General features: G+C 31.5%; 13 protein-coding genes. 2 read left to right on the top strand and 11 right to left on the bottom strand.

Annotated features, from left to right (window positions below; genetic code table 11):
* Nucleotides 1-13: 13 nt before the first annotated feature.
* From BR77_RS14905 to groES, 10 genes are all read right to left on the bottom strand, one after another.
* Nucleotides 14-721: a glycosyltransferase family 2 protein gene (locus BR77_RS14905; protein ID WP_035065504.1), complete on the bottom strand. Its 708-nt coding sequence runs from the start codon at nt 719-721 to the stop codon at nt 14-16.
* Nucleotides 718-2,073, bottom strand: coding sequence for an O-antigen ligase family protein (locus BR77_RS14900; RefSeq protein ID WP_035065501.1), 1,356 nt, complete (start codon nt 2,071-2,073; stop codon nt 718-720). Before BR77_RS14900 ends, BR77_RS14905 begins: the two co-directional genes overlap by 4 nt.
* 33 nt (nt 2,074-2,106) lie before the next feature.
* Nucleotides 2,107-2,898, bottom strand: a complete 792-nt coding sequence (locus tag BR77_RS14895; RefSeq protein ID WP_035065498.1) for a glycosyltransferase family 2 protein — start codon at nt 2,896-2,898, stop codon at nt 2,107-2,109.
* A gap of 204 nt (nt 2,899-3,102) precedes the next feature.
* Nucleotides 3,103-3,936: a glycosyltransferase gene (locus tag BR77_RS14890; RefSeq protein ID WP_051926742.1), complete on the bottom strand. Its 834-nt coding sequence runs from the start codon at nt 3,934-3,936 to the stop codon at nt 3,103-3,105.
* A gap of 368 nt (nt 3,937-4,304) precedes the next feature.
* Complete coding sequence (locus BR77_RS18375) at nt 4,305-5,624, bottom strand: glycoside hydrolase family 73 protein (protein ID WP_051926741.1); 1,320 nt, start codon at nt 5,622-5,624, stop codon at nt 4,305-4,307.
* A gap of 350 nt (nt 5,625-5,974) precedes the next feature.
* Nucleotides 5,975-6,865 (bottom strand): YiiG family protein, encoded by an 891-nt coding sequence (locus BR77_RS14880; protein WP_035065495.1) that lies wholly within the window; start codon nt 6,863-6,865, stop codon nt 5,975-5,977.
* A 198-nt stretch (nt 6,866-7,063) separates the two neighbouring features.
* Nucleotides 7,064-8,047 carry a UDP-glucose 4-epimerase GalE gene (gene galE, locus BR77_RS14875; protein ID WP_035065492.1) on the bottom strand — a complete coding sequence of 328 codons (984 nt, stop codon included), beginning with the start codon at nt 8,045-8,047 and terminating at the stop codon, nt 7,064-7,066.
* Between the two features lie 192 nt (nt 8,048-8,239).
* Nucleotides 8,240-9,229 carry a linear amide C-N hydrolase gene (locus BR77_RS14870; protein WP_035065488.1) on the bottom strand — a complete coding sequence of 330 codons (990 nt, stop codon included), beginning with the start codon at nt 9,227-9,229 and terminating at the stop codon, nt 8,240-8,242.
* A 377-nt stretch (nt 9,230-9,606) separates the two neighbouring features.
* Nucleotides 9,607-11,238 carry a chaperonin GroEL gene (gene groL, locus BR77_RS14865; RefSeq protein WP_010051496.1) on the bottom strand — a complete coding sequence of 544 codons (1,632 nt, stop codon included), beginning with the start codon at nt 11,236-11,238 and terminating at the stop codon, nt 9,607-9,609.
* Nucleotides 11,239-11,280: 42 nt separating this feature from the next.
* Nucleotides 11,281-11,565 carry a co-chaperone GroES gene (gene groES / locus BR77_RS14860; RefSeq protein WP_010051495.1) on the bottom strand — a complete coding sequence of 95 codons (285 nt, stop codon included), beginning with the start codon at nt 11,563-11,565 and terminating at the stop codon, nt 11,281-11,283.
* A 320-nt stretch (nt 11,566-11,885) separates the two neighbouring features.
* On the opposite strand from groES, the gene BR77_RS14855 reads away from it, so the two are divergent.
* Together BR77_RS14855 and BR77_RS14850 are read left to right on the top strand one after the other, a co-directional pair.
* Complete coding sequence (locus tag BR77_RS14855; RefSeq protein WP_035065484.1) at nt 11,886-12,536, top strand: CPBP family intramembrane glutamic endopeptidase; 651 nt, start codon at nt 11,886-11,888, stop codon at nt 12,534-12,536.
* 57 nt (nt 12,537-12,593) lie between these two features.
* The gene (locus tag BR77_RS14850; RefSeq protein WP_015077243.1) at nt 12,594-12,800 is read left to right on the top strand and encodes a YdiK family protein; all 207 of its coding nucleotides are present in this window, start codon (nt 12,594-12,596) and stop codon (nt 12,798-12,800) included.
* Between the two features lie 25 nt (nt 12,801-12,825).
* Here BR77_RS14850 and BR77_RS14845 read toward each other — a convergent pair whose 3' ends face one another.
* Complete coding sequence (locus BR77_RS14845) at nt 12,826-13,479, bottom strand: redox-sensing transcriptional repressor Rex (RefSeq protein WP_010051491.1); 654 nt, start codon at nt 13,477-13,479, stop codon at nt 12,826-12,828.
* Nucleotides 13,480-13,688 lie beyond the last annotated feature (209 nt).

Here is a 13,688-nt window from a genome sequence, read left to right as displayed (position 1 = left end):
ATAGTTAAAATCATTATCGATATTTATATTGTAACACAGCTCGTAAGGTTCCTGTACGTCCAATTAACTGTTCTTTTAAACTCCTACTTTTTATCGCTGTAACATTACTTCCGTGCCTAACATACTTCATCAGAATATTGTCTATGCTAACAATCTTTTTCTTTTCAATCATTCCTACTAAAGCAATCCACTGATCATGCATTTCAATCGAATCTGGAAAAGGAAGTATTAAAGGCACCATTTCTTGGCTAAATGCCATCATGCATCCAGTGAAAGCATTCTTTTTAATATTTCCTAGTAGTGTTTGATCTAACTTATTTTTATTTCTTATATTCCATGAAGGTGATAACTCTTTAAGATTTCCATCTACAACTTGTGCATCATGAACAACTATATCAGCTTTTTGTTCTTTAAAGGCCTCTATCACCACTTGGACTTTATTCGGCAACCAAATATCATCTTGGTCACATAAGAATATATAATCTCCTGTAGCCAAAGAAATGGCTTTTTCAAAACTTTTTATAGGACCTAAATTACTAGTATTTATATGCAAAAATACTTGTTCAGAATACTTGGCTTTGATTAAGTCAATCGTCCTATCATTTGACCCATCATCAACAATAATAATCTCATCTTCACTTGTTACTTGTTCAATAATGGAATCTAGTTGTCTTTCAATAAATTCCTGTCCATTAAAGGTTGCTAAACAAACAGAAATCATTTTATTCCCTCCACCTTGTCAAATTTCGAAGAAAAACTAGCCTTAGAATTCATTGCATCGGCAATTACAAATAATAGAAAACCTAATCCAATAGGACTATTTAAAAATGGGTTAATATTTGTCAAGAGAACCATTGCCACCACACATGCCAATAATGATATCTGAGTATACAATAGTCTTTTTTCTTTTTTGTAAACTTTAAAATAGTAAATAAATGGTAATAAGCACAAGTTAAGCCAGAGTAATACACCAACCAAGCCTTGCTCTACCAATATATCAATAAAACTCATTTCAATACCATCAATTCTGTCACCAATTTTAGTTCCATAACCATTACCAATGATCATATTTTGTGGTTTCTCTAACACTATATCTTTAGATGCTTGCAACAAATATAATCTAGCATTTATACTTACATCATTTACTTTAGAATTTTTTTTATGTGTGCTGTTGGTTTGATTTGATGCTAAAGGCATATCATTGAAACGCGATAATGTCATATTTTGATACAACAGTGGCACGGATATTAAAATACAAAAATAAAGTATTAATTTTTTTCTATTTGGTTTGGAAACCATAGCTTTTAGCCGATTAAAAAAACCAATTATTGGAGTCAATAAAACCTTATAATCTAAAAGAGCTATAAAAAAGATTGCTACCATGTATCCAATTAATAAGCCTCTCGTTTCTGACCAAATAATAGAAACTATCGCCAATACTACATTAACCATGTCTAACTTAGTTTGCTTTCGATTCAACCATTGATTAGTTGATATAATTAAACCAAATAATAAGAAGAAGTGGCCTTTATAAAATACTCCACGACTAGGTCTAAAGAATAACTCATTTGGGAAAGCGTTGTTAATAGCTATATAAAATTCATTAAAATTATCTTTTAAGATGAATCTACCTGTAACGTCAATTCCGATAGTAAATATTGCTATAATTAAAGTGGCTATTTTCAAAAGATTAATGACCCAGCTTAATTTAAACCGCTCTTCTGAAATATAATAGGCTAATGGGAAATATAAGCCTAAAAAAGAAACCCGTAAAAAATCCATCATTATAATTGAAAAACTGTGTTGATTTAAAATACCAATTATTGAACTTACGACGAACCAAAATAATAATGCATATACACTATACGTCGCATACTTTTTGGATATAAACACATTAACATTTGAATTAAAAAAACTTTTTGTGTAAAAAATTCTTGTAACATATGTTGCAATCAAGGTCAAAAAAATCACTTGTCTAATAGATAGAGGCCCAAATTCTAATAGTCTGCCTCCACCGCCAATAAATAATTCAAGAAAAAAAACTGTCAATAACCCTTTTTCAAAACGATTCATATGATATTATTCACTCCCTAATAGGTTTTAAAATTAAATTATGTTCCATCCCCACTTATTGAAAAACTTCCTCATAGATTGCATAAATATTTTGAATAATTGCTTATTTTTATGAGCACCTTTTTCATAAAAATGAATTACTGTAGAAAAGGGAGTGTAAACCAATCGAGCTCCTAACTTTCCAATTGTTAGAGATAAATCAGAATCTTCGAAGTACATAAAGTAACGTTCATCAAAACCTTTGGCTTCTTCAAAAACTGTACTACGTAATAACATAAAACAGCCTGAACCAATTTTCACATCTGAATTATGCTTATCTGATAAGTCTTGACATTCATAAGTGGCCAATCTTTTATGAAACATTTTTTTTACGAAACTAAAGGGAATAAATCTTAGCGCAAAATCAAATACCGTTAGTCTGTTGCGGATTAAATATTGTTTCGTTCCATCTTCATTAAGAACCTTAGGAAAACATAATCCTATATCTTTTTCTTGGTCCATTAAATGAATCATTTTTAGTAAACTATTTTTTTCAACTAAAATATCTGGATTAAAAACTAAGAAATATTCGCTATCTTCAGCGAATTTTTTAAAATTGCTATTATGCCCATACCCAAAACCTTTATTTTCGTCGTTAAAATATAAAATTACTAAATCTTCATAGGATTTCAATTTTTTTTGATAATCCAATGAAGAATTATTATCGAATATGACAAAACGAAATCGCTCATCATTTTCAAATTCTTTTCTTAAGTTATCTAAGACTGTAAATATATGCTTACTATTGTATGTAACAATGCTTACAGTCGCTAAAGTCTTATTCATAAATACCACTTTCCTCTAACTATTCTCAAGTTATTTTTTTATCTATCAGTTTCTATTATTCATAGAAACTAACTATAATAATAAACATTCTCTTAGTTCTATTTACCATCATTATAACATAGTTGTCATTTTCTAAGTATTTAAGAATGTCTAAACTTTCTTAATTTATAACGAGTAAAATAGCGTCTTCGCAATCTCAATTCATTATTTGAATATTTGTTTTGCTGTATATAGGAAAATTCGTTTATTTTTAACAGAAATAGCTTGTTTCATCATTCTTAGAAACAAATGCTTCTTAAATTGAATTTTTTTATCGGGTAAATATTTGTTATAGTACCTCACTTCAGAATCTACTATACTTTTGTATCTACCAAGTGAAATTGTATTGTAATTCATAACAGATAAGTCATGATTTAACTTTGCATCTGACAAAAAAATCTTGCGATTTTTTTCATAGATAGTGTGGAACAACCAATGATCCAAATAGTCTAAAGGAAATTCTTTGTTAAATCCATTAATTTCATTTAAAAAAGAAACACGAATTACCGCACCCGAGTTAATAGCCATAACCTTTTTTTCCTGTAATCCTTTAGAAGGCATCGTATTCTTTAAAGGTCTTAATGAATCTAAAAATACAGGCGAAACAACTTTTTCATTTGAATATACAGTTGGCACTATAGCAACTATGTTCTCTTCTTGTTGATTATTGCTTAGCGCTGCAATTGTTCTTTTTAAATAATCTTCTGTTATTTCAGTATCTTGATCTAATAAAAGAAGCCAGTCATTTTTTTTATTACTAGCTATCTCCCAAGCTTTATTATAGGCTGTCACAATCCCAATATTTCGCTCATCATGAATATAGACTTGATTTTTAAAGATTTGAGGACAATCTTGTGGGGAATTACTATTATCATAAATAATTACTTGTGAGTCCATATTTTCACACTCAAAAAATAATTTGTTGTTTTTTAAAGACTCAATAGTTTTTGTTTTCTCAATTTCCATATTATAAATAACTATTACCGTCGTTAATTTCATATATGCACCTCTCTCAAACATAATGTGCTAACTATAGTCAGGGATATTTAGGGAACCATTTAACTAGAAAAGAACAGACTATATATGTATCTTTCACAATGCTTACTTTACCTTATTTTAACTACTATTTCAAATATATTTTTTATTATTTAACCTTACATATCTAAATTCATTTTATTAGTCACGCTTACATTTATCCATCTTTCCTACTTAACTTTTAAAGGAATTAAGCCTATTTTTTGTATTAAGCTCTTTTTTCTAAATTAGTTATAAGAATATATCCGACTTCAATAAAAAAAAGTAACTTGAGCACTCACTCTCAAGTTACCTTTTTCTGGTTTCACTATATCTAATTCGCTAAACTTTTGTTACTGAACTTGATAATCCATTAATTGATAAATCGTTTTTAATTCTTGTTTCAAACCATTTACCGAATTTGTCGGAACAGAATTAACTTCAATCATATAGCTAGAAGATAATGGAGTAATAAAAATTCTATCACTAGTTAACAACCAATAGTATTGATTTCTAACTTCTCTTATTACACTGTCTGCATCACCACGAGCAATTCCAGTAATTTCAACATTAAATGGTGTAGAAGCTACAATGCTATCATTAACATTTCTTCTAGTGCCATATATTTCATACTGTGGGAAAATAGTTCTAAAAATACGACATATTCCAACAGCTTGCTCGTACGTAACGTCCGTCATTTTTACAGACCAGTCATTGCCTTTTTTCATTCCAAATACTCTATCTGGTGTTATTAATCCCACATATCTTTTTTGAATTTCATCAAGCCATCTTTGTGCTGTAGGTAAATCTAAATCAATTATTTTAACACTATTCTTACTACTATGATTCCCTAAAGCTTGAACATCCCAGTCAGCCAAACCATTGTATTCGATAATTGAAATTAGCTTTGCAGCATATTCAGGATCTGTTGCATAGCCATCCTCTTGTAACAGTCTAGCAACAGTACGATAGTCAGTAACCCCTATCAAGTTAGAGTAACGAGGGTTTTCATGGAAGAAACTTCCGTGATCTTCCACACTTGCATCCCAGCTAGGGTATTTTCTAAACTCAGCATTTACTGTTATCCATTGGCCATTAATATATTCTAACGTGGGCATAACAACATATGACCCATTATATCTTCCCTTAATTCCAAATAAATTATTTGCATTAATTGCTAATGTTGATTTTCCCCATCCACTTTCCAAAACCGCTTGAGCAGCTGAAATTGACGGCAAAATTTTGTATCTGCTCCATCCGTCAATGGCACCTTTTTTTATATTATCTAAAAAAACATTAGTGCTTCTAGCCATCCTTTGATTGCCCATATCTGTATCATAAAATCCAGGGCCCATAGCTGAATTTTCTTTAATTGAAGGAGTAGTTTCTACATTTTTTTCTTCAATAACTTCCTTGTCTTCGCCATTATCAGAATTTGTATCAACCTTATTGTCTTCTGTTTCAGTTTGTTCTGAACTATCTTGGTTTTCGCTAGAAATTGTTGAAGAATCAATACTTTCCTCAGAATCAGTACTCACTTCAGGTTCAGAGCTATCCTCGAATTCTGAGCTTTTATCAGTCACTTCCGCAAGCACATTCAAAGGCATAGCAGTAGTTAACATAGTTGAAGCCAGCAAAAATGTCATTATTTTTTTTCTTTTTATTTTTTTCACAAATATTCTCCTTAATTTATATTTTCTCTAGTGTTCAATTATACAACATATTTTTTTTTTAGTAAGCTATCTAGGGGAAATATAAATTTTGTAAAAAAAAAGTAAATTTTCTGACACTTTTTTCTTACTAATTTTTTACGTTATCTCGCTCTACTTATCAACCTTGTAAATACTAGCCCTATCTAGGTAGAAAAATAAAACTTGTTTTGATTTAGATTCCTTATATAAGTTATGCCTTTAACTCCTTTTCCTCATTGTTTATTTGGTTAAAAATAAAAATAAGATTTGTCAATACTTTCTAGAAAAAAGTACTGACAAATCTATCTTTATTAATTGTTAGAATAAATTTTCTATCTTGTAGCTAAGTTATAAGCAATCAAAATCTTGTAATAATTCTGTTGAACAGTATTTTCATCTTGATGTGGATCATTTATAGTCGTAGTAAACAATTCAATATTCTCTATATAATTTTTTATCGACTTTTCATCAAACCCCTCTTTTTCAAGATCTGAAATGCTTGTACTTTTTAGTTGTTCTACCTGTTCAGCTAGATTATTCTGTACTATTAGTAATTTTTCTTTGTTTTTTTCTTTGTCTAAATCCATATTAACTATTTTTATTACATCACTAACAATTAGAATCACATTATAATTAACAGATTTATTATTCTTTATATTTTCTTCTTTATCTTTCCCTATCAGTTCTTCGCTAATTTTTACCATAGTTTGGTTAAATTTTTCTGATTTTTTGGAAACTGTTCCTGCAGTTTCTAAAAACTGCAACTCTAATTCTTTTCTTTTGCTAGAATTATCCTCTATAGAATCTTTTTTTAAATAATAAGAGTGAATCTTTTCAAGGATTTCTTTTTCATCTTCTAAAACATCAATTAATTGTCTAGCATTTTTATCAGCATCAAATTTTGGTGTTAAATCTATAGCTATTCTTGTTTGAGTTATTAATTTATCGTAATCAGTCAAAAAGTCTTCATCCAAAACTTGTAATTGATACTCTTTTTCTTCTGTCGTATCTTTATTAATTGTTTCAACAAGCTGATTATTTAGTCCAACTAATTCTACATTAGTAAATTTAAACAAATCCATATATCTATTATACTTTTCAATTATTGCTGTATTTTCAATTTGACTCTTATTAATAGTATTTTTTTTTCCACAACCAAATGCAAATACTACGATAAATAACAAACTCAGTCCAACAAACAACCTATTTATTTTTTTATTCATTTTTTTCCCCTTATATTTGAAATTAATCTCATTCAATTTCTATTGTGTACTATCCTATATTTACTAACATAAGTATATCACTAAAAATTAAATTTTGTAAAAATATTTTTACGGTCAGCTAATTCAAGATTTTAAAAAATCACTTAGCTTAATTATTTATTAAACAGATAGACTTATTTATGGTTAATCAGTCTTATTTTAGTACCCTTCTGGATGCTTCCCATGCCAATTCCAAGCAGATTCAATAATTTTATTGACGTCTGTATATTGAGGTTTCCATCCTAATACTTCACGAGCTTTATCACTAGCAGCAATTAATGTACTAGGATCTCCTGCACGACGTGAAACAACTGTAGCTGGAATTTCTTTCCCAGTCACTTCTCTAGCAGCTTCTAACATCTGCTTAACAGAAAAGCCCGTTGAGCTGCCTAAATTGAAGGTATTACTTGAATTTCCAGCCTGTAAGTATTCCAAGGCTAAAATATGTGCATCAATTAAATCCACCACATGAACGTAATCACGAATACAAGTACCGTCTGGTGTCTCATAATCTTCACCATAAATCGTAAATTTCTCTCTTTGACCAAGGGCAGTTTGCAAGATAATTGGCAATAAATGTGACTCTGGATTATGATCCTCTCCAATTGTTCCATCTAATTTTGCTCCGGCAACATTAAAATATCGTAACGCAACAAAGCGCATACCATAGGCTTTATCACACCATTTCAACATTTTTTCCATCATTAACTTTGTTTCACCATACGTACTTTCTGGATTTGTTGCTGCTGTCTCCTCAATTGGAATGACTTTTGGTTCTCCATAAGTTGCTGCCGATGAAGAAAATATAATGGATTTAACATTATATTTTTCCATCACTTCTAACACTACTTGTGTGCCATAAACGTTATTGTTAAAATAGTCTAAAGGTATCTCCATTGACTCCCCTACTAAAGAACTTGCGGCAAAATGAATGACACCTTCAATATTTTCTTTAGTGAAAACATCTTCCATAAAAGCTTTGTCACGAATATCTCCTTGATAAAAACGCGCTTTATCTGACAATGATTCTTTATGTCCTGTCTTCAAATTATCAACGACAGCTACATCATAGCCTTTCGTAATCAATTGGTCTACTGCATGTGAGCCTATATAACCAGCTCCACCTAATACTAATACTGTCATTTTTATTTCCTCCTCAAGCTATTAATCATTTTAGTGTTACTTAAGCATCAAGTTTAAGTATTTATTCTTTTAAGTCAAAATTAATTATACCTTACTATCAGATTCTTCTCACCTATTCATTCTAAATTTAACTTAATCTTAGTTTACTTTATCTAACTAAAAAGAATAGTCTTTTGACTATTCTCAAAAAACTTAATTTTTTATTTCCTTCATCTCCAAAATCTGAGGTGTTTTTTCTAGTTCAAAACGGGTAATCGTTTTTGATTGTTGCGCTTCTTCTTTAAATTTAAGTGTTTGAATTTGTCTATTTTCATAATTATGAAAGTAGATGATTTTTTCGGCTAGATCATATACGACTGTATAATGGGTTGTTTGAGAAGTCGCATTTCCTTTAGATTGAACAACACCTTTAGGGATATCAAAGCTATTAAATAAATGGAAAAGATGTCCTACAGCCTCTTCTTTCGTGACCTTTGCTGATAAAAATTTTAAAGCTGTTGCTCGAACAAATCTTGATTGCGGTGTATAATCTCCTGGAATTCCTAATAAACCAGAACCTTTTCCAGGAGAAAATACTGACTCGTTACCAAGTTGGATTCCTTCTACTGTCTGACTTGAAAGTTGAACATAATTTTGTAAATTAATTAAATGCCAATCAAAAGGAGGATTGTTAGTAAAAATACCGATTGGATTGTCAAAAATTTTAAAACCATTTTCAATAGAAGGCTCTACTACGATTGAATTCCCTTTGGTATCTTGAAAAACATAATGCTGTGGTAAGGATAACTCTCCTTCCGCCACTCCAATTTCACTATTAATTCTTGTTTTAATTTCTTCTAAAGTAGCACAATTCGATAGTGCCCATAGGACAACTTCTTGGCCACGCAATGCTTTTTTTCCTTGATCTTTGATACTTTTTTCACTTGAATAGTTATTGTAATGGGCAAAATAAAAACTTCCTCCAGCAATACCAGCTTGATTGACTCCATCAATCATAGTCGACATACCTTTCACACCAATTCCCATAACTGCATACTTTGTCTCAAACGCTGTTAATGTATCCTCTATTAAATAGTCTTTAGGGATAATTACTCCTTGGTACGGTAAATCTAAATCAAATTCTTGTGTTCTTCCCCAAAAAATAGTCTGTTCAACTGTTTTTAATGAAATACCTGTACACATCAAAATTCCTCCGTCTCAATTTAGCTTTCTTTTATTTTATCAAGTTGCTTCCATCTTTTTTAGCTATTATCTTATACTACTATAATAACCAATCAGTAGATTATTATCAAACCTTCGTATATTTAGCTAGTAATAAACCTGCATAGTCAGAATTGTCTCTGAAGCTAGAAGCGAAATCTTGTTTAAAGTCATTTAACTCTATCGTTTCATAGCCATCAAGTGAGACTGTTACCGTTCCTTATTCAAAGACTTGTGGTTTCATATCTGCATTAGGAAGGATTTTCAAGATAGCAAACAGAAAACCGACTAAATCAATAGGATTAACAATAAAAAGGAGGATTTCTCATGATGAGAAATCCTCCTTTTTTGTATTTAACTTACATCATGCCGCCCATCATTGATGGGTCCATTCCAGCGCCGCCACCCATTGGTGCTTCTGGAGCTGGTTTGTCAGCAACAACTGCTTCTGTTGTTAATAATAGAGCTGCAACACTAGCTGCATTTTGCAATGCGCTACGTGTTACTTTAGTTGGATCAACAATCCCAGCTTCGATCATATTTACCCATTCACCGTTAGCTGCATTGAAACCAATTCCCGCTTCAACATGTTTTAATTTATCAACAATGACTGAACCTTCAAGTCCAGCATTTTCAGCGATTTGGCGTAATGGTTCTTCTAGTGAACGTAATACAATTCTAATTCCTGTTGCGATGTCGCCTTCTGCTTCTAATTCAGAAACTTTCTTTTGAACGTTAATTAAGGCTGTTCCACCACCGGCAACGATTCCTTCTTCAACTGCTGCACGAGTGGCATTTAACGCATCTTCAATACGTAATTTGCGTTCTCTTAATTCTGTTTCGGTAGCTGCTCCAACTTTAACTACTGCTACTCCGCCAGAAAGTTTTGCTAAACGTTCTTGTAATTTTTCTTTATCAAAATCAGATGTAGTATCTGCTGCTTGAGCTTTGATTAAGGCAACACGGTGTTCAATGTTTTCTTTGGCTCCTGCACCTTCAACAATCGTTGTTGCATCTTTTGTCACTACGGCTTTACCAGCGTGACCTAATTGTTCGATTGTTGTATCTTTTAATTCTAGACCTAAATCATCTGTAATAACTGTTCCACCTGTTAAAATCGCAATGTCTTCTAGCATAGCTTTACGACGATCGCCAAATCCTGGTGCTTTAACAGCTACAACATTGAATGTTCCACGAATTTTATTTAGTACTAATGTAGGCAATGCTTCTCCGTCAACATCATCAGCAATAATTAATAATGGACGACCTTGTTGGATAATTTGTTCAAGCATTGGTAAAACATCTTGGATATTTGAAATTTTCTTGTCTGTAATCAAGATATACGGGTTTTCTAGAACTGCTTCCATTTTATCGTTGTCTGTTACCATATATTGAGATAGGTAACCACGGTCAAATTGCATACCTTCAACAACGTCTAATTCAGTTTCAATTCCTTTTGATTCTTCAATCGTAATCACACCATCATTGCCAACTTTTTCCATTGCGTCAGCAATCAATTGACCAATGCGCTCGTCATCAGATGAAATTGCTGCTACTTGTGCAATCGCTTCTTTTGAATTAACGACTTTTGAAATAGCGTGTAATTCTTCAACCGCTGTTTTAGTTGCTAATTCAATCCCACGACGAATTCCAACTGGGTTTGCTCCTGCTGTTACGTTTTTTAAGCCTTCACGTACAATTGCTTGTGTTAAAACAGTTGCAGTTGTCGTTCCGTCTCCTGCGATATCATTCGTTTTAGAAGCAACTTCTGAAACTAATTTTGCGCCCATATTTTCAAAGTGATCTTCTAGTTCAATCTCTTTTGCAATTGTTACACCATCATTTGTGATAAGTGGTGAACCAAATGATTTTTCTAGGACAACGTTACGTCCTTTAGGTCCTAAAGTTACTTTGACTGTATTCGCTAAAATATCTACTCCGCGTAACATTGCGCTACGTGCATCTTCTGCAAATTTAATGTCTTTTGCCATTTTTCCTTCACCTCATAATTTTTTTAGTTTTTTTATTGGAGTTTAGTCAACGATTGCGACTAAATCATGTTCTTTTACGACTAAATATTCTTTGCCATCATACTTAACTTCAGCACCAGCATATTTTTCAAATAAAACGGTATCGCCTACTTTAACAGCGATATCAACTTTCGTACCATTTTCTAGCACACGGCCTTCGCCAATAGCGATGACTGTTCCAGTTTGAGGTTTTTCCTGTGCTGAACTCGTTAGCACAATGCCACCGATAGTTTTCTCTTGTTCTTTAGCAACTTCAATTATAACTCGATCTCCTAATGGTTTTAACACGTAAAATCCCTCCAGTTTTTCTTTTTATAATTTTTCTTTTTTAGCACTCTTTATACGCGAGTGCTAAACTACTCTTTTACTATAATCAAGTTCAGCAAAAAATGCAAGTCATTTACTCGATTTTTTTTTAAATAAATAGATAAAATTTTAAACTTTTTGCTAAAAATCATTAGAGAGTAAACTTGACTTACTTTCATTAAAAAAAACAAATTTTAAAACACGTGATTTCATAATATGCTATACTAATAAAATTGATTGCTATAAAGGAAGAAACAAAATTCACTAAGCAGTTAAAATTTTGACTAAAGAGGATTATACTATTGAAATTAACCATTAAACATACATCCATTGCGATACTATTCACGTATCTTCTCGCTCAACTTCTACCGGTTTTATTGGCACAAATTGCGCCTAAACAGCTGAAAATTGAATTCGTAGTCTATGGAACGTTATTATTTTTTGCTTTAGGTACTCTTATAATGATACAATTGAATCGAAAATCAACTATTCGGAACAGCATTACTTTGCAAAAATCACTTTCGCTTAAACAGGCTATTACTTGGGGAATTATCGGTGTTTTTGCCGCAATAATTATGCAAAAATTAGCACAATTTATTGAAGTTCATTTATTTCAGCAAACTATTGCTTCACAAAATTCAGCTGAAATTTTTGCGATTATCAACAAGTATCCTTTATTTTTATTGACGACTGTTTTATTTGGTCCTATTATGGAAGAGTTTGTTTTTCGTAAAGTTATTTTTGGTTTTTTCTTTGATTTAAGTGGAGCTGTTGGCGCTGCTGTAATTAGCTCCCTATTATTCGCTTTTGTGCATATGGATGGTCATTTTTTAGTTTATTCAACAATGGGCTTGGTCTTTTGCTTTTTATATACGAAAACCAAAAATATCGCCACACCTATTATTGCCCATGTATTAATGAATACAATTGCAGTGATTTTAAGTCTAATTTAATTCTATTTAGAAGTTTCTCTTAACTTTGGGTTTTAACAGAAAGGAATTTTTAGTTCAATGAGTAAAAACGGGTTTTTCATTCAAATTATTTTCAATTATATTTTAGCCGCTGTATTCATTTGGTTTGCTGTTGATTTTGTCTCAACTTCTGGCTGGGGATTTTTTACAATCCTTTGTGTTTTAATTGCCACTAATGATTTTGTTCGTGCGACAAAAATGCTCCAAATTTATCTACAAATTAGTAAAAGCAACAAACCTAAATAGGTTTGCTGCTTTTTTTATTTATTTATTATTCTTCTTCTGTCATATCATCAGCTGTATAATGATCTAAGAAATAAATTAAAGTTTGTAGTTCATTCGTCAAATCAACATTTTGTACGCGAATATCATCTGGTACAGAAATTCTTAATGGTGTAAAGTTCATAATTCCCTTAACATTTGCATCCACTAATTGGTTGACTGTTTCTTGAGCCACAGGAGCTGGGACAGTTAAAATCACGACTTCAATTTGTTGTAATTTTAATTGTTCCACCATTTCACTCATAGGATAAACAGGAACACCACTAGCAATTGTTCCAACTAATTTTTCATCGATATCAAAGGCTGCACTAATTCTAGTGTTATTACTTTGGTGGAAATTATAGTTTAATAATGCATGGCCTAAGTTTCCCACTCCAATTAAAGCAACATTTGTTAAACGATCTTGGTTCAAGGTTTTACTAAAGAAGTTCAATAGATCTTCAACATCATAACCATAACCTCTTTTTCCAAGAGCACCGAAATAGGAGAAATCACGACGAATTGTTGCGCTATCAACTTTAACAGCATCGCTTAACTCTGTTGAAGAGACACGATCTTTCCCTGCATCATTCAAGAAACGTAAGTAACGGTAATAAATAGGCAAACGTTTTGCTGTTGCCTTAGGTATTTTTTGAGTAGACATTTTTTTTCCTCCATTAATCATTTGTATTTATTTGCTGAAACTAGTTTGTGTTTAGTTCACAATATCCACTACAAATTACGAAGCTTCACAATCGCATAATAAGTAATGAACAAATTTATTATAGCATGCTTTCATTATATTACCAGTTATCTGCTTGGGAATAACTGAATTCACATGTCACAATCTATTCATTAAATTCACAAGGCTTT

Origin of the sequence: Carnobacterium maltaromaticum DSM 20342 (assembly GCF_000744945.1) — a bacterium.
Taxonomy (GTDB): Bacteria; Bacillota; Bacilli; order Lactobacillales; family Carnobacteriaceae; genus Carnobacterium; species Carnobacterium maltaromaticum.
This window is presented reverse-complemented; position numbering and strand designations above follow the sequence as displayed.